The sequence below is a fragment of the Pseudomonas sp. PNPG3 genome (assembly GCF_023093815.1).
Classification (GTDB): Bacteria; Pseudomonadota; Gammaproteobacteria; order Pseudomonadales; family Pseudomonadaceae; genus Aquipseudomonas; species Aquipseudomonas asiatica.
Map to the genome: position 1 here is coordinate 1 of NZ_JALLKV010000069.1, position 25,204 is coordinate 25,204.

25 protein-coding genes are annotated in these 25,204 nt (G+C 63.7%); 12 read left to right on the top strand and 13 right to left on the bottom strand.

Translation table 11 applies throughout. The features are described 5' to 3' along the window. Window positions 1-541 precede the first annotated feature (541 nt). On the top strand, window positions 542-1,888 hold the full coding sequence (locus tag MJ643_RS27280; RefSeq protein ID WP_013971372.1) for a sorbosone dehydrogenase family protein: 1,347 nt from the start codon (window positions 542-544) through the stop codon (window positions 1,886-1,888). On the opposite strand, the gene MJ643_RS27285 is transcribed toward MJ643_RS27280, so the two are convergent. The 5 genes from MJ643_RS27285 to MJ643_RS27305 all read right to left on the bottom strand — a co-directional run bounded on the left by MJ643_RS27285 (window position 1,854) and on the right by MJ643_RS27305 (window position 6,462). Continuing rightward, window positions 1,854-2,387: a C40 family peptidase gene (locus MJ643_RS27285; protein WP_013971371.1), complete on the bottom strand. Its 534-nt coding sequence runs from the start codon at window positions 2,385-2,387 to the stop codon at window positions 1,854-1,856. The genes MJ643_RS27280 and MJ643_RS27285 overlap by 35 nt on opposite strands. 140 nt (window positions 2,388-2,527) lie before the next feature. Continuing rightward, a complete protein-coding gene (locus MJ643_RS27290; RefSeq protein WP_023663125.1) occupies window positions 2,528-3,181 on the bottom strand; it encodes an NlpC/P60 family protein in 654 nt (217 codons plus the stop codon). Between the two features lie 125 nt (window positions 3,182-3,306). Next, window positions 3,307-4,014 (bottom strand): DnaA regulatory inactivator Hda, encoded by a 708-nt coding sequence (gene hda / locus MJ643_RS27295; protein WP_013971369.1) that lies wholly within the window; start codon window positions 4,012-4,014, stop codon window positions 3,307-3,309. Between the two features lie 294 nt (window positions 4,015-4,308). Beyond that, window positions 4,309-5,382 carry an AI-2E family transporter gene (locus tag MJ643_RS27300; protein ID WP_013971368.1) on the bottom strand — a complete coding sequence of 358 codons (1,074 nt, stop codon included), beginning with the start codon at window positions 5,380-5,382 and terminating at the stop codon, window positions 4,309-4,311. Between the two features lie 12 nt (window positions 5,383-5,394). Then, the gene (locus tag MJ643_RS27305; RefSeq protein ID WP_013971367.1) at window positions 5,395-6,462 is read right to left on the bottom strand and encodes a DUF2066 domain-containing protein; all 1,068 of its coding nucleotides are present in this window, start codon (window positions 6,460-6,462) and stop codon (window positions 5,395-5,397) included. 362 nt (window positions 6,463-6,824) lie between these two features. Here MJ643_RS27305 and purM point away from each other — a divergent pair, with 362 nt between their 5' ends. From purM to MJ643_RS27325, 4 genes are all read left to right on the top strand, one after another. Further along, window positions 6,825-7,883, top strand: coding sequence for a phosphoribosylformylglycinamidine cyclo-ligase (gene purM, locus MJ643_RS27310; protein WP_013971366.1), 1,059 nt, complete (start codon window positions 6,825-6,827; stop codon window positions 7,881-7,883). Next, window positions 7,883-8,536 carry a phosphoribosylglycinamide formyltransferase gene (purN, locus tag MJ643_RS27315; protein ID WP_013971365.1) on the top strand — a complete coding sequence of 218 codons (654 nt, stop codon included), beginning with the start codon at window positions 7,883-7,885 and terminating at the stop codon, window positions 8,534-8,536. Before purM ends, purN begins: the two co-directional genes overlap by 1 nt. An 8-nt stretch (window positions 8,537-8,544) precedes the next feature. Beyond that, entirely contained in the window at window positions 8,545-9,255 is a 711-nt protein-coding gene (locus MJ643_RS27320) for a DUF3108 domain-containing protein (RefSeq protein WP_023662920.1), read from the top strand. 176 nt (window positions 9,256-9,431) lie between these two features. Further along, on the top strand, window positions 9,432-9,614 hold the full coding sequence (locus tag MJ643_RS27325; protein ID WP_003257734.1) for a hypothetical protein: 183 nt from the start codon (window positions 9,432-9,434) through the stop codon (window positions 9,612-9,614). A gap of 45 nt (window positions 9,615-9,659) precedes the next feature. Here MJ643_RS27325 and MJ643_RS27330 read toward each other — a convergent pair whose 3' ends face one another. The 7 genes from MJ643_RS27330 to MJ643_RS27360 form a co-directional block, all read right to left on the bottom strand. Continuing rightward, entirely contained in the window at window positions 9,660-10,199 is a 540-nt protein-coding gene (locus tag MJ643_RS27330; protein WP_013971362.1) for a DUF2058 domain-containing protein, read from the bottom strand. 26 nt (window positions 10,200-10,225) lie between these two features. Beyond that, window positions 10,226-11,059, bottom strand: coding sequence for a nucleoside triphosphate pyrophosphohydrolase (gene mazG / locus MJ643_RS27335; protein ID WP_013971361.1), 834 nt, complete (start codon window positions 11,057-11,059; stop codon window positions 10,226-10,228). Between the two features lie 124 nt (window positions 11,060-11,183). Then, window positions 11,184-13,424 carry a GTP diphosphokinase gene (gene relA / locus MJ643_RS27340; protein WP_015269231.1) on the bottom strand — a complete coding sequence of 747 codons (2,241 nt, stop codon included), beginning with the start codon at window positions 13,422-13,424 and terminating at the stop codon, window positions 11,184-11,186. A gap of 96 nt (window positions 13,425-13,520) precedes the next feature. Continuing rightward, window positions 13,521-14,879 carry a 23S rRNA (uracil(1939)-C(5))-methyltransferase RlmD gene (rlmD, locus tag MJ643_RS27345; protein WP_047594831.1) on the bottom strand — a complete coding sequence of 453 codons (1,359 nt, stop codon included), beginning with the start codon at window positions 14,877-14,879 and terminating at the stop codon, window positions 13,521-13,523. Further along, on the bottom strand, window positions 14,880-15,779 hold the full coding sequence (cysM, locus tag MJ643_RS27350) for a cysteine synthase CysM (protein WP_023662461.1): 900 nt from the start codon (window positions 15,777-15,779) through the stop codon (window positions 14,880-14,882). 159 nt (window positions 15,780-15,938) lie between these two features. Further along, a complete protein-coding gene (locus tag MJ643_RS27355) occupies window positions 15,939-17,330 on the bottom strand; it encodes a sensor histidine kinase (RefSeq protein ID WP_047594827.1) in 1,392 nt (463 codons plus the stop codon). Window positions 17,331-17,333: 3 nt separating this feature from the next. Then, window positions 17,334-18,053, bottom strand: a complete 720-nt coding sequence (locus MJ643_RS27360; protein ID WP_024086407.1) for a response regulator transcription factor — start codon at window positions 18,051-18,053, stop codon at window positions 17,334-17,336. Between the two features lie 193 nt (window positions 18,054-18,246). On the opposite strand from MJ643_RS27360, the gene MJ643_RS27365 reads away from it, so the two are divergent. The 4 genes from MJ643_RS27365 (at window position 18,247) to MJ643_RS27380 (ending at window position 23,016) form a co-directional block, all read left to right on the top strand. Then, window positions 18,247-21,003, top strand: coding sequence for a response regulator (locus MJ643_RS27365; protein WP_208209454.1), 2,757 nt, complete (start codon window positions 18,247-18,249; stop codon window positions 21,001-21,003). A 153-nt stretch (window positions 21,004-21,156) separates the two neighbouring features. Continuing rightward, window positions 21,157-22,146, top strand: coding sequence for a 2-hydroxyacid dehydrogenase (locus tag MJ643_RS27370; RefSeq protein ID WP_013971354.1), 990 nt, complete (start codon window positions 21,157-21,159; stop codon window positions 22,144-22,146). Window positions 22,147-22,177: 31 nt separating this feature from the next. Then, complete coding sequence (locus tag MJ643_RS27375; protein WP_047594824.1) at window positions 22,178-22,615, top strand: hypothetical protein; 438 nt, start codon at window positions 22,178-22,180, stop codon at window positions 22,613-22,615. Beyond that, entirely contained in the window at window positions 22,612-23,016 is a 405-nt protein-coding gene (locus tag MJ643_RS27380) for an META domain-containing protein (protein ID WP_004375489.1), read from the top strand. Before MJ643_RS27375 ends, MJ643_RS27380 begins: the two co-directional genes overlap by 4 nt. Window positions 23,017-23,180: 164 nt before the next feature. Here the strand turns inward: MJ643_RS27380 and MJ643_RS27385 are convergent, their stop codons facing one another. Then, window positions 23,181-23,645: a TlpA disulfide reductase family protein gene (locus MJ643_RS27385; RefSeq protein WP_015269224.1), complete on the bottom strand. Its 465-nt coding sequence runs from the start codon at window positions 23,643-23,645 to the stop codon at window positions 23,181-23,183. Between the two features lie 85 nt (window positions 23,646-23,730). On the opposite strand from MJ643_RS27385, the gene arsC reads away from it, so the two are divergent. The 3 genes from arsC to MJ643_RS27400 are packed head-to-tail and all read left to right on the top strand — an operon-like array spanning window position 23,731 to window position 25,092. After that, window positions 23,731-24,084 (top strand): arsenate reductase (glutaredoxin), encoded by a 354-nt coding sequence (arsC, locus tag MJ643_RS27390; protein ID WP_047594822.1) that lies wholly within the window; start codon window positions 23,731-23,733, stop codon window positions 24,082-24,084. Then, entirely contained in the window at window positions 24,081-24,686 is a 606-nt protein-coding gene (gene wrbA / locus MJ643_RS27395; protein WP_013971350.1) for an NAD(P)H:quinone oxidoreductase, read from the top strand. Before arsC ends, wrbA begins: the two co-directional genes overlap by 4 nt. Then, the gene (locus tag MJ643_RS27400; protein ID WP_013971349.1) at window positions 24,679-25,092 is read left to right on the top strand and encodes a DUF2069 domain-containing protein; all 414 of its coding nucleotides are present in this window, start codon (window positions 24,679-24,681) and stop codon (window positions 25,090-25,092) included. The genes wrbA and MJ643_RS27400 overlap by 8 nt, the downstream gene beginning before the upstream one ends. Window positions 25,093-25,204 lie beyond the last annotated feature (112 nt).

Consider the following 25,204-nt stretch of genomic DNA (forward strand, 5'->3'; position numbering starts at 1 on the left):
CGCATCAGTGGGTACCGGCCTGACTTACGCAAGGTGAGTTGAGCGGACGCTTACAATGGACTATGCGCGCGATCAAGACCAGTACTTTTTCAGCTCTTCGCTCTTCGCTCTTCGCTCTTCGCTTTCAAGCGTGGGCATCAACAACAAGGTCAACATTCATTTTCGAAGGTGGCGCTTAATCACCTTTCCGCCCTTACGGCGGGTCACTTTTTGTCAAACGCGACAAAAAGTAACCAAAAAACGCTGGCTCCTATCATCCGGCCCCTACGCTGCGCTCCGGGGTCCCCTCGCTACGGGCCTGCTCCCGGGAGTACGCGCTGCAGGCCCCATCCATGGGGCCTCAGCGCTTGACGGGCATCCATGCCCGTCACCTCCCTCCGCAGTCCCTTCGCTCGGCCTCCTGAAGTCGCAATCGGTGGCGCCTGAACTATCGCGCGCTTAGAAGCAAAAGCAACGGCAACGGCAGTTGGAAAGTTGCCGGGAACCTGGCGAATGTCACCGACCTCTCAATTCATAGGCCCTGTTAGGAGGACGCCGCCCCATGAAACACCTGACGCCTTGGTTATTGGCCGCCAGCCTGACTGCCTGCGGCGAAACCGCCCTGCTGAATGTACTCGACGGCAGTGGTCCAACCCCCCAGCTGCCTGCTCCGGTCAAGACAACCCTCCCCACCGTGAATATCGCCCCGGCAGTGGGCTGGCCCAAGGACGCCAAGCCCGAGGTAGCACCAGGCACTCAGGTGAAAGCATTCGCCAGCGGGCTCGACCACCCTCGCTGGCTATACCTGCTGCCCAACGGCGACGTCCTGGTAGCCGAAACCAATGCCCCATCCAAGCCCGAAGATGGCAAAGGCCTGCGCGGCTGGGTCATGAAGAAGGTGATGAAGCGGGCAGGCGCAGGCGTACCCAGCGCAAACCGCATTACCCTGTTACGTGACGCCGACCACGACGGCGTGGCTGAAATCCGTACGACCTTCATCGAAGAGCTCAACTCACCGTTCGGCATGGCGCTGGTCGGGAAGGACCTGTATATCGCCAACACCGACAGGTTGATGCGCTTTCACTATGAGCCCGGTGCCATGCAAATTCGCAATGAAGGCCAGCCAGTGGTCGAGTTGCCAGGCGGGCCGCTCAACCACCACTGGACCAAGAACGTGATCGCCAGCCCTGATGGCAAGAAGCTTTTCGTGACGGTCGGCTCCAACAGCAACGTAGGCGAAAACGGTATGGACAAGGAACAGGGACGCGCCGCGATCTGGGAAGTGGACCCCACCAGCGGCCAGCACCGCCTGTTCGCCACCGGCCTGCGCAACCCTAACGGCCTGGCCTGGGAGCCGCACAGCGGTACGTTGTGGACGGCAGTCAACGAACGTGACGAGATCGGTAGCGATCTGGTACCGGACTACATCACTTCCGTGAAGGACGGCGGTTTCTATGGCTGGCCCTATAGCTACTACGGCCGCCACGTGGACGAGCGCGTGCAACCGCCAGCGCCTGAAAAAGTAGCCCAGGCGCTGGTGCCCGACTACGCCGTAGGCCCACACACGGCATCGCTAGGGCTGGCATTCGCCGAACCGAACGGGCTACCACCGCCCTTCGAACAAGGGGCATTCGTGGGCCAGCACGGGTCGTGGAACCGCAAGCCACACAGTGGCTACAAGGTGATTTTCGTACCGTTCGACCCATCAGGAAAGCCCTCGGGCAAGCCCGTAGACTTGCTTACCGGTTTTCTGGATGAGCATGGCAAGGCCCAAGGGCGCCCGGTCGGCGTAATCACCGACGGGCGTGGCGGCGTGCTGGTAGCCGATGATGTCGGCAACGTGGTCTGGCGGGTGAGCAAAGCCCCGCCTGTCCTCAGGGGTTCTGCGCCAGATGCCCTTGCGGAATGACGCGCTTGGCCTGCAGGTAAGCCTTGGCCCAGTAACTGTTAGACAGGTAGTCCAGACGCACCGTGCCACCGCTGGAAGGTGCATGCACGAAGCGCCCTTCCCCGACATAGATGCCCGCATGGCTGACCTGCGAGCCGCCACTGGTGGCGAAGAACACCAGGTCGCCGGACTGCAGCGACTTGGCATCCACGGTTGGCGCGCGCATTACGATCATCTCACGCGTCGAACGCGGCAGGCTTATGCCGGCAGCATCACGATAGACGTACTTGATCAGGCCACTGCAATCGAAACCGGAGTCCGGCGTATTGCCACCCCAGCGATAAGGCGTGCCCACCAGGCCGATGGCACGCATCAGCACGTCATCGGCAATCGGCGAAGGGCTGGGCTGGCTATAGGTTACCTGCGGCTGTACCACAGGAGCCGGCGCAGGCGCACGGCTGGAGCAGGCAGCCAGCAAGGCTGCCAAGGAGAGAAATGCGAAGCGCGCCATCTTTACCATGGCCAGAACATCCTGTCTGAGTCCGCTGGGCCGCAGCCGAAAAGAGTTGAGAAATTAGATTAGACGCTTTCTATAAATGCGCACGGCGGCGAGCTTTTTTTCAAAGCATCGCCGCCGCGGCAGGGTACATCATTTTGCTATCAGTTGCGCGCGATATTGGTGGTCGGCGCCATGGCCAAGGCACGCTTGGCTTCGATGAAGGTCTTGCTCCAGTAGCGGTCACCGAGGCTGTCGATGCGCACACCACCGCTGCGGCGGCTGCTGGAGTGAATGAACTGGTTGTCACCCAGGTAAATGCCAGCATGGCTGACTCGGCCGCGACCATTGGTGCTGAAGAACAGCAGGTCACCTGGCTTGAGTTTGTTGCGGGCCACTTTCGGGGCATCGACGTTGATCATTTCACGCGTGGAACGCGGCAGGGTCACACCCGCCTCTTCGCGGAACAGATAGCCGATGAAACCACTGCAGTCGAAGCCGGACTTCTCCGAGGTACCGCCGAAGCGATAGCGAGTGCCGATCAGCGACATGCCGCGCTCGAGAATGCTGTCAGCCAGAGCTGGCAACTGGTAAGGCTTGCTGCTGGAGAAGGCCTCCAGGTCATCTTCGGTAGCCAGCTCTTCCGGCTCGCCGAATACCGACGAGGAGGAGGCTTTGGCCTTGAAGGCCGATTGTGCGGCGATCGGGGAGTGATCTTGGGACTGCAGCTCTGAATGAGAAGCTGGGCCTTGGGCCGCGCAGCCAAAAAGCAGGGTCACGAGTGCGAGTGGCACGAGGGGTGCGAAGCGCTTCAGCATGGGCACGACCGTGTCTGTAATCCTTTAGAAGGGTGAAACTATGCCCTCTATCATGGCCATTTGCAAATTTTATCGAAAAAGATGTGACTTTTTCGTTTTGCCGCTCTGGCCCAGCGTTTTCGGGGCTACCAGCCCAGGGTTTCTTTGAGGAAAGGGATGGTGAGCTTGCGCTGTGCCTGCAACGAGGCCTGATCGAGGCGTTCCAGCAGGTCGAACAACGCGCTCATGCTGCGTGCGCCGCGGGTGAGGATGAAGTGGCCGACTTCGTCGGTAAGGTGCAGGCCACGGCGCGAAGCACGCAGTTGCAGGGCACGCAGCTTGTCTTCATCGGACAGGCCACGCATCTGGAACACCAGGGCCAGGGTCAGCCGCGACTTCAGGTCGGGCAGCTTGATCGGCAGTTCGCGCGGCGATGCCGAGGCGGCCAGCAGCAGGCGCCGGCCGCTGTCACGCAGGCGGTTGAACAGGTGGAACATGGCCTCTTCCCAGTCAGCCTTGCCGGCGATCACGTGCAGGTCGTCGATGCACACCAGTTCGTACTGGGCCAGGTAGTCGAGCAGCCCTACGCCACGATCGAGCAATTGCGCCAGCGGCAGGTAGACGGCTGGCTCGCCGCGTTGCTGGAAGCGGTGGGTAGCGGCCTGTAGCAGGTGGGTACGGCCAACACCTTGCTTGCCCCACAGGTAGATAAGGCTCTCGGTCCAGCCGGCGTCGGCTTCGCATAGCCGCTCGACGTAGCCCAATGCCGCAGCATTGGCGCCCGGATAGTAGTTGATGAAGGTGGCGTCATCGCGCAGGCGCACACCCAGGGGCAACTGGATCGGTGGTTTCATGCTCGCGGGCGGTCGACAGGACCGCAGGGGGCCTTTGGTGAACAATGTGCAAAGTCTATACCCGCAGCGCGGGGCGCACAATCACGGCAGCGGATAGCACAAGTAAAATCAATGAGTTGCGCTTTTTTTGGCTATTTTGGGGCTGCTTTGCAACCCTTCGCGGGCTTGTCCGCTCCCACAGGGGGCGCGTAAATCATGGGCTCAGCGACACATCTGTGGGAGCGGGCAAGCCCGCGAAGGGCCGCAACGCGGCCCCAATTTTCTTAACTGGCCGGCATTAAGGCGGCCCTGGGATCACAACTCCGGGTCGATATCCCCGGCATACATGTCCGATTCCTTGTACAAGTCATGCACATGCCGCAGCAGCACCATGATCACCGCCGCCACCGGCAGCGCCAGCAACACCCCGGTAAAGCCGAACAGCTCACCGCCGGCCAGGATCGCGAAAATCACCGCAACCGGGTGCAGGCCAATGCGGTCACCGACCAGCAGCGGGGTCAGCACCATGCCTTCCAGCGCCTGGCCGACCATGAACACTGCGACGATACCCAGCATCGGGTACAGGTCGCCGCCATACTGGAACAGGCCAGCCACCAAGGCCGCGCCGATGCCGATGATGAAACCCATGTACGGCACGATGGCAGCCAACCCGGCGAGCATGCCGATCAGTAGCCCCAGTTCCAGCCCCACCAGCATCAGCCCGGCCGAATAGATGATGCCCAGGGCCACCATCACCATCAATTGCCCGCGCACGAACGCCCCCAGCACCTCATGGCATTCGCCTGCAAGGCCCATCACTTGCGGCTCACGCTGGCGCGGCAGCAGGCCACGCAGCTTGGCCATCATCAGGTCCCAGTCGCGCAGCAGATAGAAACCCACCACCGGGATCAGCACCATGTTGGCCAGCCAGGCCATCAGCGCCAGGCTCGAGGCAGTGGCATGGGACAGCAGCACACCGACGATATCGGTGGTCTGGCCCATGTGCGTGCCGATGGCGGCCTTGATCTTGTCGAACTTCCAGAAGCCGTCAGCCAGGCCCAGGCGGCTCTGCACCCAGGGCAGCGCCACGTGCTCGAGCCAGTCGAGCATCTGCGGCGCCAGTTCGTACAGGCGCACCAGCTGCTTGGCCAGCAGCGGCACCAAAACCAGCAGCAAGGCCAGCAACAGCAAGGTGAACAGGCCGAACACCACCACTACGCCCCAGGTGCGCGACAGCCCCAGGCGCTCCAGGCGGTCAACCAGCGGGTCGGCCAGATAGGCCAGCAGCACGCCGACCAGGAACGGGGTAAGAATGTTGTGCAGGCTGTAAAGCAGCACGGCGACCAGCAGGGCAACGCCCAGCCAGATCCAACGACGTACGTCGGTCACGGTGTGCTCCTCTTACCAGCGAAAACGCAAACCGTCGAACGGCTTGGGTGCTGGCTGGGCCGGCACTGGTTGCCCAGCGCCGGCAGCGTCTGCCGGAGCTGGAGGGGGCTGCACAGCGGGCGCCTGCTCTACCGGTACTTCCTGCAGCTTGGCCAGGCCAAGCTGGGCGCGCAGCTGTTCGCGGTTGGCGGTCACGCCGTAGGTCAGGGTGCTGCCTTCGGCCATCTGCAGGCGCGGGCCAAAGGGTTCGAGCACGCGGGCCAGCTCGGCGTAGCGCTGCAGGTTCATCCCCTGCACTTGCACCTGCAACTGGCTGCTGGCGCCCGGGCGGGTGACGTAGCGCGGCGCCAGGCTGCTGCTGAGCGCCAGCATCACGGCGTCGGCCAGTGCTGCCGGGTCGGCACCCTCGGCAGTGCCATGTTCACGCTGGTCGCCCAGCCAAAGCTGCCATTTGCCCTGCCATTTGCCGTCGGCTTCCCGGGCATGCACCGCCAGCAAGGCATCGGCGCCGTAGCGCCCTGAGGCTTCGCGCAGCGCCGCAGGGTCACTGCCTTCGATCTGCTCGGCATTGGCCACCAATTGCTCCTGCAGGTCGGCCAGCGGCAGCCGCAACGGCAGGCCACGGTGCTGGGCGGCACGACGCAGGGGCTGGGCGCTGGCCTGGCCGTCACCTACCAGGTTGCTGCCTTCGACACTGTCGTTCAGCCACCAGCCGAGAATCGAGGGTCGGTTGCTGCCCCACAATGCCAGGCCGGCCTTGCGCAAGGCCCGTTCGGTACTGCCAGGGTCGAACTCGACCAGCACCGATTCGGGTGGCCCGGCTTCGCTGGCGACCTGGTTGATGATTTGCTGCGGGTCCTTGCGCAAAGCGGCCAATGCCGGGCTTTGCGCCGCCTTGGGGTCGCCGGTCAGGCGCGTTACCAGGGTATCGAGAGCCTGGATGGTAGCCGCGGCACGGGCTTCGGCGCCCTGCCCTGTCACCGGCTCGCGCACCTGGTAAAGGCCGGTGACATTTTCAGCCTGGGCAGTGGCCGAGATCAGGGCCAGGCAACCGGCTGCCAGAATATTGAAGAGACGCATGGAGGATTCCTGTCCATTTACCGCAATGCCTATACCTTATACACGGGGGCGAAAGGTAACCAGTCGCGAGGATGAAAGATTGGTTGCGGAGATTGCCTGGGAAATGTGATGGTCTGACAGGTGCTCGCCGCAACAGGTTCAGCGCCTGCGCGTGCATGGCGCGGCCCTTGTGGCGTACACCCCCAACTTTTTACCTATTTTCATGCCCTGCCCGTCGGCCTGAGGATGGCCGCTGCCCGGCAACCCTGATAAAATCGCGCGCCTTCACAGACCACTGACGTTTCAGGCAGCCGCCGCTTACCAGCCGGCCTTGGCCGTCATGGTCGTTTTTAAGAATCCCTCCCTCCTAAAGGCCTGGATCAATGAGCAAGCAACCCTCCCTGAGCTACAAGGACGCCGGTGTAGACATCGACGCCGGCGAAGCACTGGTCGAACGCATCAAGGGCGTGGCAAAACGCACCGCACGCCCTGAAGTCATGGGTGGCCTGGGCGGCTTCGGCGCCCTCTGCGAGATCCCGGCCGGCTACAAGCAGCCGGTGCTGGTCTCCGGCACCGACGGCGTCGGCACCAAGCTGCGTCTGGCACTGAACCTGAACAAGCACGACAGCATCGGCCAGGACCTGGTCGCCATGTGCGTCAACGACCTGGTAGTGTGCGGCGCCGAGCCATTGTTCTTCCTCGACTACTATGCCACCGGCAAACTGAACGTCGACGTGGCCGCCACCGTGGTCACCGGCATCGGTGCCGGCTGCGAACTGGCCGGCTGCTCGCTGGTCGGTGGTGAAACCGCCGAAATGCCTGGCATGTACGAAGGCGAAGACTACGATCTGGCCGGCTTCTGCGTCGGCGTGGTGGAAAAGGCCGAGATCATCGACGGCTCCAAGGTTGCCACCGGCGACGCACTGATCGCCCTGCCGTCCTCGGGACCGCACTCCAACGGCTACTCGCTGATCCGCAAGATCCTCGAAGTGTCCGCCACCGACATCGAGAACACCCAGCTGGACGGCAAGCCGCTGACCGACCTGCTGATGGCGCCGACCCGCATCTACGTCAAGCCGCTGCTGCAACTGATCAAGAACACCGGCGCGGTCAAGGCCATGGCCCACATCACCGGTGGCGGCCTGCTGGACAACATCCCGCGCGTACTGCCGGCCAACGCCCAGGCGGTCATCGACGTGGCCAGCTGGCAGCGCCCGGCGGTATTCGACTTCCTGCAGGAAAAAGGCAACGTCGACGAGCATGAAATGCACCGCGTGCTGAACTGCGGCGTCGGCATGGTCATCTGCGTGGCCCAGGACCAGGTAGAAGCAGCCCTGAACGAACTGCGCGCCGCTGGCGAGCAGCCATGGGTGATCGGCCACATCGCCGAAGCCGCCGAAGGCGCTGCCCAGGTCGAGCTGCAAAACCTCAAGGCACACTGATGCCAAGCAAGACCTGCAATGTAGTGGTACTGCTGTCGGGCTCCGGCAGCAACCTGCAAGCCCTGATCGACAGCTGCCAAGGCCAGGACAGCCCGGTGCGCATCCGTGCAGTGGTTTCCAACCGCGCCGATGCCTACGGCCTGCAACGCGCCGCGGCGGCCGGCATAGACAGCGTCGTGCTCGAGCACACCCAGTTCGACGGCCGTGAAGCCTTCGATGCCGCGCTGATGGCGCGCATCGACGGTTTCGCCCCCGACCTGGTGGTGCTGGCCGGTTTCATGCGCATCCTCAGTGGCGACTTCGTGCGCCACTACCAGGGCCGCCTGCTCAACATCCACCCGTCGCTGCTGCCCAAGTACAAGGGCTTGCATACCCACCGTCGGGCGCTGGAGGCAGGCGACGGCGAACACGGCTGCAGCGTACACTTCGTGACTGAGGAACTCGATGGCGGCCCTCTGGTCGTACAGGCTGTGGTGCCGGTGGTGCCTGACGACACCGTCGAAAGCCTGGCCCAGCGGGTACACCGCCAGGAACACCTGATTTACCCGCTGGCGGTGCGCTGGTTCGCCGAAGGGCGCTTGCGTCTTGGCGAACAGGGTGCATTACTGGATGGCCAGCCACTGGCGGCCAGCGGTCACTTGATTCGATCCTAGGAGAATTTATGCGTCGCGCCCTGCTCTTGGCTCTCGCCGTGCTCGCCCTGCCCCTCCAGGCAGCTGATCTGAAGCCTTTCTCGGCCAGCTATACCGCAGACTGGAAGCAACTGCCCATGAGCGGCACCGCCGAGCGCAGCCTGGTCAAGAATGCCAACGGTACCTGGGACCTTAATTTCAAGGCTTCCATGATGATCGCCAGCCTGACCGAGCAAAGCACCCTGCGCATGGACAACGACACCCTGCTGCCACAGAAGTACCACTTCGAGCGTGGTGGCCTGGGCAAGGCCAAGAAGGTCGACCTGACTTTCGACTGGAACAGCAAAAAGGTCACCGGCAGCGACCGTGGCGATGCCATCAACCTGCCGCTGAACCGTGGTGTGCTGGACAAGTCGTCCTACCAGTTGGCCCTGCAACATGACTTGGCCGCCGGCAAGAAGAGCATGACCTACCAGGTGGTCGATGGTGACGAGATCGACACCTACGACTTCCGCGTGCTGGGCACCGAAAAGGTCACTACCAAGACTGGCCAGGTCGATGCGGTGAAGGTCGAGCGCGTGCGCGACCCAAGCCAGAGCAAGCGCATCACCGAGCTGTGGTTCGCCAAGAACTGGGACTACCTGCTGGTGCAACTGCGCCAGGTCGAGACCGATGGCAAGGAATACGTGATCGTGCTGCAGGATGGCACGGTCGATGGCAAGCCGGTGAAGGGCAACTGAGCCAGCGCTGCCAGCAGTACCCGAAGCCCCGCCTTGTGCGGGGCTTTTTTTTGATTGCGCTCCGGCTTCCATGAAACTTGTTTCATGCCGGTTTTATTTACTTAGCCTGCTAACAAACTCTATAAAGAGGTTGTGCGACACAGTGTCGCAGCCAACTGAAACAGTGGAGTTTAACGATGACAGTCCAAGTAACCGAACGCGACGAATCGAAAATGTCCCACGAAGGCCTGGCCGCTGGTGTGCGGATCTGGGATGTGCACCAACAGGGCCAACTGGTGGGGATGTTCCACAACGAACATGAAGCGCATCAGTACCGTACAGAGCTGGAAAACCTGGAAAACCAGCGCGCCACGCAATGACCCATCTTCAAATGAAAAACCCCGCCAAGGCGGGGTTTTTCGTGGTTACCACATCAGATCATCAGGGATCTTGTAGGCTGCGTACGGGTCGTCCTCGTCCGCTTCCTCGACATGGGTGTTCAGCAGCAGGACACGGCCAGGGTCGCGCTCCTGGATCTTCAATGCCGCCTCACGAGGGATCACCTCATAGCCGCCGGCAAACGACACCACGGCCAGCGCACCATTGCTCAGCTTGGTCCGCATCAGAGCATTGACGGCAATGCGCTTGACCTTCTTGTCGTCGACGAAGTTGTAGTAGTCCTCGGTGCTCAGCTTCGGCAGGCGAGTCGCTTCGATCAACTGCTTGATCTGCGCGGCGCGGGCCTTCTGCTCGGCTTTTTCCTGCTGCTGGCGGTTCAGTTCCTGGTCACGCTTGGCCTTCTCGGCCATGGCTTCCTTGGCCATGCGCTGCTGGCTGTCGTCCACCTCGACCTGGCCTTTGTGCTCCAGGCGTTTCTGTTTCTTCTCGGCCTTGTTGGCCTGGGAAACCTGTTTCTGGTTGACCAGACCGGCTTTGAGCAGTTGGTCGCGAAGGGAAAGGCTCATGAATGTTCACTCACTTATGCAACAGCTCAGCCGCAGCTGGGCAGGTTCTTTTCCTGACGTTTGGCTTCACCCCAAAGGGCATCCAGTTCATCAAGGTTACAATCTTCGATGGGGCGGCCACTGTCGCGCAATGCCTGTTCGATGAAGCGGAAACGCCGCTCGAACTTGCGATTGGCACGGCGCAGGGCGTGTTCCGGGTCATGCTTGAGGTGGCGGGCCAGGTTGACGGCGGCAAACAGCAGGTCGCCGATTTCATCCTCGAGCGCATCGGCATCGCCGTCGGCCATGGCCTGCAGCACTTCGTCCAGCTCTTCGCGCACCTTGTCCAGCACCGGCAATGCCGCGGGCCAGTCGAAACCAACCGTGGCTGCGCGCTTTTGCAGTTTGGCTGCCCGCGACAACGCCGGCAATGCCGCTGGTACGTCGTCGAGCAACGACAGCTGTTCGGGCTGGCTCTTTTCCGCGCGCTCTTCAGCCTTGATTTCTTCCCAGCGTGACTTGACCTGGGCCTCGTTCAGGCTGGGGGTGTCCACCGGCGCATACAGCTCGCCGGTGGGGAATACATGCGGGTGACGGCGAATGAGCTTGCGGGTGATGCTGTCGACCACGCCGTCGAACTCGAAACGCCCCTCCTCGCGGGCCAGCTGGCTGTAGTAGACCACCTGGAACAGCAGGTCGCCCAGCTCACCTTGCAGGTGCTCGAAGTCGCCACGCTCGATGGTATCGGCAACCTCGTAGGCCTCTTCGATGGTGTGCGGGACGATGCTCGCGTAGTTCTGCTTCAGGTCCCACGGGCAGCCGTACTGCGGGTCGCGCAGGCGGGCCATGAGGTGCAGCAGGTCTTCGAGGGTGTAGGTCATTCAGGCAGGTCCTTCGGTGGTGGCTTCTTCGCGGGCTTGCCCGCTCCCACAGGATGCATGCAGGTTTCGAAATCTGCATCTTGCCTGTGGGAGCGGGCAAGCCCGCGAAGCAGGCACCGCGGTCTCAAGGTGTACGATTACGCCGCGTCTCGATGATGTTGGGCAACTGCGAGATCCGCCCCAGCAGGCGCCCCAGCGCATCCAGGCCTGGAATCTCGATGGTCAGCGACATCAGCGCGGTGTTGTCTTCCTTGTTCGAGCGGGTGTTCACCGCCAGCACGTTGATCTTTTCGTTCAGCAGCACTTGCGACACATCGCGCAGCAAGCCCGGGCGGTCGTAGGCACGGATGACGATGTCGACCGGGTAGGTCTGCACCGGGATCGGCCCCCAGCTTACCTGGATCATGCGCTCCGGTTCCTTGCCCGCCAACTGCAGCACCGAAGCGCAGTCCTGGCGGTGGATGCTCACACCGCGGCCCTGAGTGATGTAGCCGACGATGGCGTCGCCAGGCAGCGGCTGGCAGCAACCGGCCATCTGCGTCAGCAGGTTGCCGACACCCTGGATCTGGATGTCGCCACGCTTGCCGGTACGCGGCCCGGTAGGCTTGCGCGGTACCAGTTCGATCTGCTCGATGCGCTCGGGCTCAAGCAGCTGCTGGGCGGCGTTGACCAGGTGCGCCAGGCGCAGGTCGCCGGCACCGAGCGAGGCGAACATGTCCTCGGCGGTCTTGACGTTGGTCTTCTCGGCCAGGCGCTCGAAATCCACCTGCGGCAGGCCCAGGCGGCTGAGCTCGCGTTCGAGCAAGGTCTTGCCGGCAGCGACGTTCTGATCGCGTGCCTGCAGCTTGAACCAGTGTACGATCTTGGCCCGTGCCCGCGAGGTAGTGACGTAGCCCAGGTTGGAGTTCAACCAGTCACGGCTGGGATTGCCGTGCTTGCTGGTAATGATCTCGACCTGCTCGCCGGTCTGCAGGCTGTAGTTGAGCGGCACGATGCGCCCGTTGATCTTGGCGCCGCGGCAGTTGTGGCCGATTTCGGTGTGCACGCGGTAGGCGAAGTCCAGCGGCGTGGCACCTTTTGGCAAGTCGATGGCGTGGCCGTCCGGGGTGAACACATAGACCCGGTCCGGCTCGATGTCGACCCGCAGCTGCTCGGCCAGGCCACCGATGTCGCCCAGCTCTTCGTGCCACTCCAGCACCTGGCGCAGCCAGGAGATCTTCTCTTCGTAATGGTTGGAACTGGACTTGACGTCGGTGCCCTTGTAGCGCCAGTGGGCACATACCCCAAGCTCGGCTTCCTCGTGCATGCCGTGGGTACGGATCTGCACTTCCAGCACCTTGCCCTCGGGGCCGATCACCGCGGTGTGCAGGGAGCGATAGCCGTTCTCCTTGGGGTTGGCGATGTAATCGTCGAACTCCTTGGGGATATGCCGCCACAGGGTATGCACGATGCCCAACGCGGTGTAGCAGTCGCGAATTTCCGGCACCAGCACGCGTACCGCGCGCACGTCGTAGATCTGGCTGAATTCCAGGCCTTTGCGCTGCATCTTGCGCCAGATCGAATAGATATGTTTCGCCCGGCCGCTGATGTCGGCCTTGACGCCAGTGGCCAGCAGCTCGTTCTGCAGCTGGTTCATAACCTCGCTGATGAACCGCTCGCGGTCCAACCGGCGCTCGTGCAGCAGCTTGGCGATCTGTTTGTACTGGTCGGGTTCGAGGTAGCGGAAGGAAAGGTCTTCCAACTCCCACTTGATGTGGCCGATACCCAGGCGGTGCGCCAGCGGCGCATAGATATCGAACACCTCGCGCGCGACACGCAGGCGTTTCTCGTCGTCGGCGGCCTTCACCGCACGGATCGCGCAGGTGCGCTCGGCCAGCTTGATCAGCGCCACGCGCACGTCGTCGACCATGGCCACGAGCATCTTGCGCAGGTTCTCGACCTGCGCCTGCGAGCCCAGCACCAGCGATTGGCGCGGGCTGAGGCTGGCGCTGATGGCGGCCATGCGCAGCACACCGTCGATCAGCTTGGACACTACCGGGCCAAAGCGCTGGCTGACCTCGGCCAGCGTCACCTTGCCCTCGCGCACCGAGCGGTAGATGACCGCCGCCACCAGGGAATCCTGGTCGAGCTTGAGGTCGGCTAGGATTTCCGCGATCTCAAGGCCCGCCTGGAAGCTGGACGTACCGTCCGCCCAGGAATGCTTGGCCGGGTTGCCCTTTTTCTCGACTTCATGGGCAAACTCGCAGGCCTCTTTCAGCGCTGCGCGATCCAGTGCCGAATCGACGCTTACCACATGGTCCAACCATGCTTCGAGATTGATACTGCCGTCGGTGTTGACCGGCTGGTGCACTCTCACCTGTACCATCTTTGTTTTACCTTTCCATACAGCACACCACACGGGTGCGCTGGCGATCACCGTGCGGCCACCATTCCATGAAAGCCGCACCAAGGGGCCAGTCAGCTAGCCCGCTTCGAATAACGCCATGGCCTCGACATGCGCCGTCTGAGGAAACATGTCGAGAATCCCGGCCCTTTTTAACCGGTACCCCTGGCCGACCAGCACCTGCGCATCTCGCGCCAGCGTGGCCGGGTTGCACGATACATAGACCAGCCTTCTGGCCTTGAGGCGGGCGATGCCTTGCACCACCTCGAAAGCACCGTCGCGCGGTGGATCCAAGAGTACCGCAGAAAAGCCCTCGGCGGCCCATCCGGCACCCGCCAAAGGCTGCGATAAATCGGCCTGAAAAAACCGTGCGTTATGCACATTGTTGTTCCGGGCATTGGCCGCGGCCCGATCGACCATGGCCTGCACTCCTTCCACTGCCACTACCTCGCGCGCCTGCCGGGCCAGTGGCAGGGCGAAGTTGCCCAGGCCGCAGAACAGGTCCAGCACGCGCTCGTCGGCCTGCGGTGCGAGCCAGGCCAGCGCCTGCTCTATCATTGCCGTGTTGACCTGGGCATTCACCTGTACGAAGTCACCTGGGCGCCAGGCCAGTTCCAACTGCCAAGGCGCCAAGGCAAAGCCCAGCTGCGCGGCCGGGTCCACTGGCGCCGGCTCCCCTTCGCCCTGCAGCCACAACTGGGCATTGGCCTGTTCGCAGAACGCCTGCAGCCTGGCCAGGTCTTCGGCGGGCAACGGCGCGACATGGCGCACCAGCAGCGCCTCGGCAGTACCGCTGAACAGTTCCACATGGCCCAGCGCCTGCGGCTTGCTCAGCGAGCGCAGCACGGTCGGTAAATGGCGCAGAATCGACTGCAAGGGCTGTACCAGCACCGCGCAATCGTCGATGACAATGATGTCCTGGCTGGCTTCGGCACGGAAGCCGACCTCCAGCTGACGCGCCTTGGCGTCCCAGCGCACGGCCACGCGGGCGCGGCGCCGGTAGCCGAACTCCGGCCCACTCAGCGGTGCGGCCCATTCCTCGGGCTGCACGCCGGCCACCCGCTGAAGCTGCTCTGCCAGGGTGCGCTGCTTGAGCGCCAGCTGCGCTTCGTGCGGCAGGTGCTGCAGGTTGCAGCCTCCGCAACGCTCGTAATACCGGCACGGTGCCTGACGGCGTTCGGGGCTGGCCTGCAGCAGGCGCTCCAGGCGGGCCTCGACCACTTTGCCACGGGCATTGAGCACCCGCGCCTCGACGGCCTCACCGGCCAGGGCGCCGCTGACGAACCAGGTGCGCCCTTCGTGGAAGGCAATGCCCCGGCCGTCACCGGCCAGGCGCTCGATTTCCAGGCGCTGCTTCTTGCCCACCGGGACCTGGGGGCTGCGGTTGCCGCCGGCCGGCTGGAAGCGCAGGCCGCTGTTGCTTTTTTTCTTGGACATTTAGCTCGGGTCGAACAGGCCGGTGGACAGGTAACGGTCGCCGCGGTCGCAGATGATCGCGACCATCGTGGCATTTTCCACCTCGCGGGACAGGCGCAGCATGGCCGCGACTGCACCACCGGAAGACACGCCGCAGAAAATGCCCTCTTCACGGGCAAGGCGGCGGGTGGTTTCCTCGGCTTCCTGCTGCGACATGTCGACCACGCGGTCGACACGGCTGGCGTCGAAGATTTTCGGCAGGTATTCCTCGGGCCAGCGGCGGATGCCCGGAATTGCCGAGCCTTCCATTGGTTGCAGGCCAATGATCTGCACCGCCGGGTTTTGTTCCTTGAGGTACTGCGAGCAGCCCATGATGGTACCGGTGGTACCCATGGAGCTGACGAAATGGGTGATGGTGCCCTGGGTCTGCTGCCAGATCTCGGGGCCGGTGCTGTTGTAGTGGGCGATGGGGTTGTCGCCGTTGGCGAACTGGTCCAGCACCAGGCCGCGGCCTTCGGCCTGCAGCTTCTCGGCCAGGTCACGGGCGCCCTCCATACCCTCTTCCTTGGTCACCAGGATCAGCTCGGCGCCGTAGGCGGTCATGGCGGCTTTGCGCTCGGCGGTGGAATTGTCAGGCATGATCAGGATCATCTTGTAGCCCTTGATCGCCGCAGCCATCGCCAGGGCGATGCCGGTGTTGCCGGAGGTGGCTTCGATCAGGGTATCGCCGGGCTTGATCTGGCCGCGCAGTTCGGCGCGGGTGATCATCGACAATGCCGGGCGGTCCTTCACCGAGCCGGCGGGATTGTTACCTTCGAGCTTGAGCAGGAGGGTGTTGCTGGTTTCGCCAGCGATACGCTGCAGGCGAACCAGGGGCGTATTGCCGACGCAATCGGCGATGGTTGGGTACTGCAAGGTCATGGCGTATTTCACAATCCGGACGGCAGGGGTGCCTATCATACCGGCAAACCCTTCCCGGCCATATCACGCAATCTGTGATGAATATAGCTACAAGCTATATCGATAGCCTGTTCCGGCCCTTTCGCGGGTGAACCCGCTCCCACAGGGACTCCACTAGCCTCAAGAGTAGTGATGAACCTGTGGGAGCGGGTTCACCCGCGAAGGGGCCGGCACATGTAACGGCAATCTCATCCACAACCGCAGCCCATGCTTGCCATTCTGCGCCCACAAGGTACCACCCTGACGCTGGATTGCACTGCGGGCGATGCTCAGCCCCAGGCCGAAACCACCATCCCCGGGCCGCGAACCGTCCAGCCGTGAGAACGGTGCAAAGATCCGCTCCAGGTCTTCTTCAGCCACGCCACCGCCTTCGTCTTCCAGCCACAACCGCCAATACCCGCCTTCACGCTGCCCACCGAGGCGCACCACACCCTCGGCCGGCGAGTGACGAATGGCATTGCGCAACATGTTCTCCAGCGCCTGGGCCAGGTAGTTCAGGTTGCCCTGCACCCAGCAGTCCGCCGGCACTTCGCAGCGCAGCCGCGCCGGTGCCCAGCCGCTTTCGTAACTGGCATTCTCGGCCAGCAGCTCCCACAGCGCCTGCACCTCGATCGGCTCAAGGTTCATTGGCGCACGTTCGGCGTCCTGCCAGGCCAGTTGCAGGGTATCCTCGACCAGCTGCTGCATGCAGTCCACCTCCCGCGCCAGGCGTTCACGCAGGCGCTGCAGGTCGGTTTCACCATCGCAGGCCACCCGCAGCCGGCTGAGTGGCGTACGCATTTCGTGAGACAGATCACGCAGCAACTGCTGCTGCATGGCTACCGTGCCCTGCAGCCGCTCGGCCATCTGGTCGAAGGCACGGGCCAGTTCACCCAGCTCGTCATGCCGGGCGATGGTGCGTGAGTCCAGGCGAGCCGACAACTGGTCGGCGCGCCAGGCATTGGCCTGCTCGCGCAATTGGTTCAACGGCACGATCAGCATGCGATAAAGGCCAACACACAACAGCAGGGTGAACAGACCCGGGATGATGCCGTTGGTGACGATACGCCACAGCATCCGGTACTGGCCGGGGTTGAAGCGCTGCGGCAGTTCGATCACCAACATGCCCTGCTCCGGTGCCCCCGGGAACGGTATGCGCAACCACGGCTGGTCGACACTGCGCCGGCTCATCGGCCAGTCGACACCGCGCAGGCGGGTCAACCGCTGCATGATCTGCGGGTCGAGGCTGGCACTGTCGAGCGGCCGCAGGTTCAGGTCGAGCACGCCAACCCAGCCGCGTTCGCGCTGGTGCATCGCCGCCACCCAGCGGTCCAGCCCTGCCCGCCCACCACTGCGCCATGCCTGCTCTGCCTCGGCGGCATAGCCACGCAAAGCCTGCCGCGCCGGCTCCGAAAGGAAGGCGTTCTGGGTCTCCATGTGCCGACCCCAGGTGTAACTGAGGCCGATCATCAGCAGGCAGAAGCCCACCAGCAGGATCGCCAGCTTCCAGAACAGCGAATGGCGGTCGAGCATGGGTTACTCCGCCTCGCTGGCGCTGAGCACGTAGCCCTTGCCCCACACGGTACGGATCTGCCGTTCGTGATAGCCGATGCCCTTGAGCTTGCGGCGTATCTGGCTGACGTGCATGTCCAGGCTGCGGTCATGCCGCGAATAGCCTCGTTGTAGCACTTGCTGGTAAAGGAACGGCTTGCTCAGGACTTCGTCGAGGTTGCGGTTGAGAATGTCGAGCAGGCGGTATTCGCTGGGTGTCAGGCCGGCCAGGTGGCCATCCAGGCGCACGTCGCACAGCGCCTCGTCATATTGCAACTCGCCACCGCCTTCCTGCACCTGCGGGGCGTGATGGCGCCGCTCGAGGGCCACACGGCGCAGGATAGCCTCGATGCGCACCCGCAGCTCTGCCATGCTGAACGGCTTGGGCAGGTAGTCGTCGGCACCACGCTGGAAGCCGCTGATGCGGTCGGCTTCGGCACCTAGCGCCGACATCAGGATCACCGGCGTGGCGCTGCGCTTGCGCAACTGCGCCAGGGCATCCAGGCCGTTTAGCCCGGGCAGCAGGATGTCCATGAGCACCACGTCGAAAGCATGGCGTCCCGCCGTTTCAAGGCCCTCCAGGCCGTTGCGGCACCAAGTCACCTGGAAGCCGCCGCGCTGCAGCTCTTCGTGCAGATAGGCACCGAGGACCGGATCATCCTCGATGGCGAGGATATTGGAGTTGTGAATAGCTACAGGATTCATTGGCAACTGCCATGCATTCTCAATTGGGTGATTATTGAGTATCCAGCGCCTGCCAGGCAACCGCCCTGCGACCAATGCCGCTGCAAGGGCACAAAACACGTACTAAAGAGGTGCAATAGCACGGCAGGCGGAGTAACTTCCCGGCTTGGCCGTCATCGCTTGACGGTGTCCAGGCACATGACAGGAGGCGAGTGTGCTCGATCGCTTGGGAATTCGCAGCCGGGTCCTGCTGCTGGCCCTGCTGCCGGCCGGCCTGATGGCATTGGTGCTGGGTAGTTACTTCACCTGGCTGCAACAGAACGACCTGCGCACCCAGCTGCTGCAACGCGGCAAGATGATCGCCGAGCAGCTGGCGCCGTTGGCCGCGCCCGCCATGGCCAAGCTGGCACCGGCACAACTTGAGCGCATTGCCGCACAAACACTGGAGCAGGCCGATGTGCGCGCAGTCGCCTTTCTGGCCCCGGACCGCACGCGCCTGGCCCATGCCGGCCCGAGCATGCTCAACCAGCCGCCCAGCGGCGGCACCGGCACCCAGCTGCTGCAACGCAGCGGCAATGACGCCACCCGCTATCTGATGCCAGTGTTCGGCCACCACCGCGACCTGGCCACCGATGCCGTGCCGACCGAAGCCGAACGCCTGCTGGGCTGGGTCGAGATCGAGCTGTCCCACGACGGCACCCTGCTGCGCGGCTACCGCAACCTGTTCACCAGCCTGTTGCTGATTCTCGCCTGCCTGGTGCTCAGCGGCCTGCTGGCACTGCGCATGAGCCGCACCATCAACGACCCGATCAAGCGCATCAAGCATGCGGTCAACCAGCTCAAGGACGGCCACCTCGAGGAGCGCCTGCCGGCCATGGGCAGCCACGAGCTTGACGAGCTGGCGCGCGGCATCAACCGTATGGCCGAAACCTTGCACAACGCCCACGAAGAGCTGCAGCACAGCATCGACCAGGCCACCGAGGACGTACGCCAGAACCTGGAAACCATCGAAATCCAGAACATCGAGCTGGACATGGCGCGCAAGGAAGCCTTGGAGGCCAGCCGCATCAAGTCGGAATTCCTGGCCAACATGAGCCACGAAATCCGCACCCCGCTCAACGGCATCCTCGGTTTCACCCACCTGCTGCAAAAAAGCGAGCTGACACCGCGCCAGCTCGACTACCTGAGCACCATCGAGAAGTCTGCCGACAACCTGCTCGGGATCATCAACGAGATCCTCGACTTCTCCAAGATCGAGGCCGGCAAGCTGGTGCTCGACAGCATCCCCTTCAACCTGCGCGACCTGATCCAGGACATCCTGACCATCCTCGCCCCGGCCGCCCACGCCAAGCAGCTGGAACTGCTCAGCCTGATCTACCGCGATACCCCGTCGTCGCTGATCGGCGACCCGTTGCGGCTCAAGCAGATCCTTACCAACCTGGTCAGCAACGCAATCAAGTTCACCCGCGAGGGCACCATCGTCGTACGCGCCATGCTCGAAGATGAGCACGAGGACAGTGCGCAGCTGCGCATCAGCGTGCAGGACACCGGCATCGGCTTGTCGCCGCAGGATGTGCGTACGCTGTTCCAGGCCTTCAGCCAGGCCGACAACTCGCTAGCCCGCCAGCCTGGCGGCACCGGCCTGGGGCTGGTTATTTCCAAGCGCCTGATCGAGCAGATGGGCGGCGAAATCGGCGTCGACAGCACCCCGGGCGAGGGTTCGCAGTTCTGGATCAGCCTCAACCTGCCCAAGGCCCACGATGGTGTCGAGGAGCTGCCGCTGCAACCGCTGCTGGGCCGCCGCGCAGCCATCGTCGATGGCCACGAACTGGCGCGCCAGGCGTTGGAGCACCAGCTGGAAGACTTCGGCCTCAGCGTCAGCCTGTTCGCCTCCTTCGACCAACTGCTGCAGGGCGTGCAAGCCGCCAGCCAGGCCGGCCTGCCGTTCGAGTTCGCCGTGCTCGGGGCCAACCTTGGCAACCTGTCGCCCGAGCAGCTGGGCCATTACCATCAGCAGCTCGAGCGCTACCATTGCCAGTGCGTGGTGCTGTGCCCGACCACCGAGCAGGCGCTGTACCACCCGTACCTGCCCAACGGCCATGGCCAGTTGCTGTCCAAGCCGACCTGCACGCGCAAACTGCGCCGCCTGTTGCTGGAACTGGTGCAACCGCGCCGCCCGCAGGGCGAGGTGAACAGCATCAACGGCCAGCGCCAGCCGAAGATTCTCTGCGTCGACGACAACCCCGCCAACCTACTGCTGGTGCAGACCCTGCTCGAAGACCTGGGCGCCGAGGTGCTGGCCGTCGACAACGGCTATGCGGCAGTACAGGCGGTACAGAACGAACCGTTCGACCTGGTGCTGATGGACGTGCAGATGCCCGGCATGGACGGCCGCGCCTGCACCGAGCAGATCCGCCTGTGGGAAAACACCCAAAGCGGCGACCCGTTGCCGATCGTCGCCCTCACCGCCCACGCCATGGCCAACGAGAAACGCGCGTTGCTGCATGGAGGCATGGACGACTACCTGACCAAGCCGATCAGCGAACGGCAGCTGGCCCAGGTGGTAATGAAATGGACCGGCCTGAGCCTGGGTGCGCCAGAGCAGGAACGCCTGGCCGAGCAACTGGCCAACGGTGATGACCTGAAGGTGCTGGACCCTGAGGAAGGCCTGCGCCTGGCCGCCGGCAAAGCGGACCTGGCGGCCGATATGCTGAGCATGCTGCTGGGCTCGCTGGAAGCCGACCGCGAAGCCATACGCGCCGCCCGCGAGGCCGACGACCGCAACCGCCTGATCGAACAGGTGCACCGCCTGAACGGCGCCTCACGTTATTGCGGCGTCCCGCAGTTGCGGGCCGCGTGCCAGCGCAGCGAAACCTTGCTCAAGCAGGAAAACCCGCTGGCACAGCAGGCACTGGACGAACTGGATGCGGCAATCAACCGCCTGGCGGCGCAGGCCAGACTGAGCGCCTGACACAGTTCCCTGTGGGAGCGGGCGTGCCCGCGAACATGGGCGAAGCCCGTGCCATCCATCGCGAAGTCTTCTTCGCGGGCACGCCCGCTCCCACAGTGGCCCGCGCCATATTCAAGGTATGCTGTACCTCCTGCACTGGAAAAGGAACCCACCATGCGCGCCCTGTTGTTCAGCAGCCAGCACTACGACCAGGAAAGCTTCACCCGTGCCGCCAGCGGCACCACACTGGACCTGCACTTCCAGCCCGCCCGCCTGACCCTCGATACCGCTACCCTGGCCGATGGCTACGAGGTGGTCTGCGCCTTCATCAATGACGAGCTCGACGCCCAGGTGCTGCAGCGCCTGGCCGCAGGCGGCACGCGCCTGGTCGCCCTGCGCTCGGCCGGCTACAACCATGTCGACCTGGCCGCCGCCCAGCGCCTGGGCCTGACCGTAGTGCGAGTGCCGGCCTACTCGCCGCACGCCGTGGCCGAACACGCCGTGGCGCTGATCCTGGCCCTGAACCGGCGCCTGCACCGGGCCTACAACCGCACCCGCGAGGGTGACTTCACCCTGCACGGGCTGACCGGCTTCGACCTGCACGACAAGACCGTCGGCGTGGTCGGTACCGGCCAGATCGGCACCGCCTTTGCCCGCATCATGGCCGGTTTCGGCTGCCAGTTGCTGGCCTATGACCCTTACCCCAACCCCGAGCTGCTGGCCTTGGGCGCGCGCTACCTGCCATTGCCCGAGTTGCTGCGTGAAGCGCGCGTCATCAGCCTGCACTGCCCGCTGACCGAGCACACCCGGCACCTTATCAATGCACAAAGCCTGGCCCAGCTGCAGCCCGGCGCCATGCTGATCAACACCGGCCGCGGCGCGCTGGTCGACACCCCGGCGCTGATCGACGCGCTGAAGAGCGGTCAGCTCGGCTACCTGGGCCTGGACGTATACGAAGAAGAAGCCCAGCTGTTCTTCGAGGACCGCTCCGACCTGCCGCTGCAGGACGACGTGCTGGCCCGTCTGCTGACCTTCCCAAACGTGATCATCACTGCCCACCAGGCGTTCCTTACCCGCGAGGCACTGGATGCCATCGCCGCGACCACGCTGGACAACATCAACCGCTGGGCGGCAGGCAATCCACAGAATCTGGTGATGGGTTAGTGCTAGGATACGCGGCATTTCTGGAGGACCCATGGTCGAGCACGATTTCCGCTACACCCTTTTCAACCCGCAACATACCCTGATCGAGTGCCGCGCCCTGGTGCCGGGCCGCTACCAGGTCACCGGCAACGGCGGCTCGATGCACAAAGGCGACACCCTGCTGGTCACCCTCAAGGGCAGCAAGGACTTGTCCATGCGCCTGACAGTGGAGAGCGTGCGCCACCTGATCAACCCGCGCGGCCAGTGGGTTGCCGTGGCCAGCGGCCCGGTGTTCAAAGAGCTGGAAATCCTCACCTGGCAGGTCGCGTGCGACAGCTGCGACGCCGTGCTGGACTTCGAGTTCGCGGTGGACGCCAAGCTGGGCAAGAAAGCCCGCCAGCCTGCCGCCAGCGCACGCATTGCCGAGCTGGGCTGGGCCAGCCGTGGCGAAAAACACCTGTGCCCGCGTTGCCAGGAGAGCGCCGAGTGAAAAATCTGCTGACCGGCGTGCTGATTGCCACCGGCCTGCTCGGCTGCGCCGCAGAACCTTCCAAGCTGCAGCAGGAGCGCAGCTATGTGCTGGAGTGGATTGGCGAACGGCCGCTGATCGACTACAGCCACCTGACCCTGACCTTGGCCAGCGATGGCCGTGCCTATGGCAATGGCGGCTGCAACCACTGGTTCGCGCCATACACACTGGACGGCGAGCACCTTAGCTTCGGCAAGGTCGGCAAGACCCGCAAGCTCTGCGCGCCGGCGTTGATGGAACAGGAAAAACGCTTCCTGCAGGCGCTGGAAACAGTGCAGCGCTGGGATGTGTCGCCTATCGAGCAGATGCGTTTCTGGCCGGCCGAAGGCAAGCCACTGCGCTTCTGGCCTGAGGAAGGCTGAATATTGCCGGGGCCGCTTTGCGGCCTGTGGGAGCGGCCTTGTGTCGCGAAAGGGGCGCGTAGCGGCCCCGGATATCAGCTTAGCCGCTGAAATTGCCGGGGCTGCCATGCAGCCCTTTCGCGACACAAGGCCGCTCCCACAAGACCGCGTGGCAACCCAAAGAATCAGGCGCCCTTCAGCGCCTTGATCTTGGCCTGCAGCCCTTCCAGGGTCTGCTCGCCCATAAGTTGCTCCCGCACCTTGCCCTTGTCATCGATGATGTAGGTCACCGGCAATGCCTCGCTACGTGGCAGGTCATAGCGCTCGGCCGGGTCCTGCGCCAATACGGTGAAAGCGATGCCCAGGGTTTCGGCAGCCTGCTTCAGCTCCTGCCCTTGCAAGCCATCGAAGTTCACCCCCACCACCTTGATACCATCGGCCGCCCACTGCTTGGCTGCCGCGTTCAGTTCAGGGATTTCGGTACGGCACGGCCCGCACCATTCGGCCCAGTAGTTGAGCACCAGCCAGTGCCCGTCGATCTGTTCGGCCTTAACCGTATTACCGTGTTGGTCCACGCCATAATCGGCACCGCAACCACCGAGCAACAGGCTCGCGGTGATGGCCAGTACTGCTGCCAGACGCCTTGCCATGGGTCAATCCTTCTCGAGTTTTAAAGCAAATTGGTCAGTCGCTGCGGTTAGAATAGCCGCCACACCCTGCTGGATGCGACCCGACATGACCGACCTCACGCTCTATCATAACCCGCGCTGCTCGAAATCCCGCGGCGCTCTGGAACTGCTCGAAGCTCGCGGCCTGGCGCCAACAATCGTGCGCTACCTCGAGACCCCGCCCGACGCGGCCACCCTGACGGCTCTGCTCGGCAAGCTGGGCATCGCCCCGCGCCAGCTGCTGCGTACCGGCGAGGACGAGTACAAGGAGCTGAACCTGGCCGACCCGTCGCTTACCGACGCGCAACTGATCGACGCCATGGCCCGGCACCCCAAGCTGATCGAGCGGCCGATCCTCGTCGCTGGCGACAAGGCCGTGGTCGGCCGGCCACCCGAGAAAGTACTGGAGATCCTGCCGTGAGCGAGCCCTACATCCTGGTGCTGTATTACAGCCGCCATGGGTCGACCAGCGAGATGGCCCGGCACATCGCCCGCGGCATCGAGCTGGCCGGCATGGAAGCCCGCCTGCGCACGGTACCGGCGATTTCCACCGAGTGCGAAGCAGTGGCCCCGGACATCCCGGCCAACGGTGCGCTGTACGCCACCCTGGACGACCTGCGCCACTGCGCCGGCCTGGTACTGGGCAGCCCGACCCGCTTCGGCAACATGGCGGCGCCGCTCAAGTACTTCCTGGATGGCACCAGCAGCCTGTGGCTGGGCGGTGAACTGGTCGGCAAGCCGGCAGGCGTGTTCACCTCTACCGCCAGCCTGCACGGCGGGCAGGAAACCACTCTGCTGTCGATGATGCTGCCGCTGATGCACCACGGCATGCTGGTGATGGGCCTGCCGTACAGCGAATCGGCATTGCTCGATACCCGTGGCGGCGGCACCCCGTATGGCGCCAGCCATCATGCTGGCGCCGATGGCAAGCGCGAGCTCGACCAGCACGAGATAGCCCTGTGCCGCGCCCTTGGCCAACGCCTGGCGACCACTGCAAAGGCCCTGGAGGCTGCACGTGGCTAAGAAGCCCAAGGTATTGCCGCCGCTTGAGTGGCTGGCGCCTCGCCTGCGCCTGACGCGGGCGCTGAGCCTGGCATTCTTCTTCGGCCTGATCGCCCTGCTGGTGGCGAACAACCTGTGGTTCGCCAACCTGCACGGGGCGCGGGTCGAGGTGATCCTGGCGATCGAACTGGTGCCGTTGCTGCTGTTGCTGCCGGGCATGCTGACAGGCAGCGCCCGGGCACATGCCTGGAGCTGCTTCGTGGTGAATATCTATTTCATCAAGGGCGTGCTGGCGGCGTTCGACCCGGCGCGGGCGGTATTTGGCTGGGTTGAAGTACTGGTGAGCCTGGGGCTGTTCATTTCCGGGCTGCTGTATGTGCGCTGGAAGTTCCAGCATGAGCGGCGCATGGCGGGCGAAGGCAGTTAGATTCTTCGCGGGCTTGCCCGCTCCCACAGGGTTCGCGCCACACTTGAGGTCGGCGCTGTACCTGTGGGAGATTCTATGGTTTTCAGCAAGCCAGTTTCGCGCCTTTAGTGAC

What these genes read in the sequence shown, in the direction of transcription:
- MJ643_RS27360 (WP_024086407.1), bottom strand. Translation starts at nt 18,053, where the DNA reads ATGAATCCTGTAGCTATTCACAACTCCAATATCCTCGCCATCGAGGAT.
- MJ643_RS27280 (WP_013971372.1), top strand. Translation starts at nt 542, where the DNA reads ATGAAACACCTGACGCCTTGGTTATTGGCCGCCAGCCTGACTGCCTGC.
- MJ643_RS27305 (WP_013971367.1), bottom strand. Translation starts at nt 6,462, where the DNA reads ATGCGTCTCTTCAATATTCTGGCAGCCGGTTGCCTGGCCCTGATCTCG.
- purN (WP_013971365.1), top strand. Translation starts at nt 7,883, where the DNA reads ATGCCAAGCAAGACCTGCAATGTAGTGGTACTGCTGTCGGGCTCCGGC.
- hda (WP_013971369.1), bottom strand. Translation starts at nt 4,014, where the DNA reads ATGAAACCACCGATCCAGTTGCCCCTGGGTGTGCGCCTGCGCGATGAC.
- mazG (WP_013971361.1), bottom strand. Translation starts at nt 11,059, where the DNA reads ATGACCTACACCCTCGAAGACCTGCTGCACCTCATGGCCCGCCTGCGC.
- MJ643_RS27355 (WP_047594827.1), bottom strand. Translation starts at nt 17,330, where the DNA reads ATGCTCGACCGCCATTCGCTGTTCTGGAAGCTGGCGATCCTGCTGGTG.
- cysM (WP_023662461.1), bottom strand. Translation starts at nt 15,779, where the DNA reads ATGACCTTGCAGTACCCAACCATCGCCGATTGCGTCGGCAATACGCCC.
- relA (WP_015269231.1), bottom strand. Translation starts at nt 13,424, where the DNA reads ATGGTACAGGTGAGAGTGCACCAGCCGGTCAACACCGACGGCAGTATC.
- MJ643_RS27320 (WP_023662920.1), top strand. Translation starts at nt 8,545, where the DNA reads ATGCGTCGCGCCCTGCTCTTGGCTCTCGCCGTGCTCGCCCTGCCCCTC.
- MJ643_RS27330 (WP_013971362.1), bottom strand. Translation starts at nt 10,199, where the DNA reads ATGAGCCTTTCCCTTCGCGACCAACTGCTCAAAGCCGGTCTGGTCAAC.
- MJ643_RS27285 (WP_013971371.1), bottom strand. Translation starts at nt 2,387, where the DNA reads ATGGTAAAGATGGCGCGCTTCGCATTTCTCTCCTTGGCAGCCTTGCTG.
- MJ643_RS27290 (WP_023663125.1), bottom strand. Translation starts at nt 3,181, where the DNA reads ATGCTGAAGCGCTTCGCACCCCTCGTGCCACTCGCACTCGTGACCCTG.
- purM (WP_013971366.1), top strand. Translation starts at nt 6,825, where the DNA reads ATGAGCAAGCAACCCTCCCTGAGCTACAAGGACGCCGGTGTAGACATC.
- MJ643_RS27325 (WP_003257734.1), top strand. Translation starts at nt 9,432, where the DNA reads ATGACAGTCCAAGTAACCGAACGCGACGAATCGAAAATGTCCCACGAA.
- arsC (WP_047594822.1), top strand. Translation starts at nt 23,731, where the DNA reads ATGACCGACCTCACGCTCTATCATAACCCGCGCTGCTCGAAATCCCGC.
- rlmD (WP_047594831.1), bottom strand. Translation starts at nt 14,879, where the DNA reads ATGTCCAAGAAAAAAAGCAACAGCGGCCTGCGCTTCCAGCCGGCCGGC.
- MJ643_RS27385 (WP_015269224.1), bottom strand. Translation starts at nt 23,645, where the DNA reads ATGGCAAGGCGTCTGGCAGCAGTACTGGCCATCACCGCGAGCCTGTTG.
- MJ643_RS27375 (WP_047594824.1), top strand. Translation starts at nt 22,178, where the DNA reads ATGGTCGAGCACGATTTCCGCTACACCCTTTTCAACCCGCAACATACC.
- MJ643_RS27370 (WP_013971354.1), top strand. Translation starts at nt 21,157, where the DNA reads ATGCGCGCCCTGTTGTTCAGCAGCCAGCACTACGACCAGGAAAGCTTC.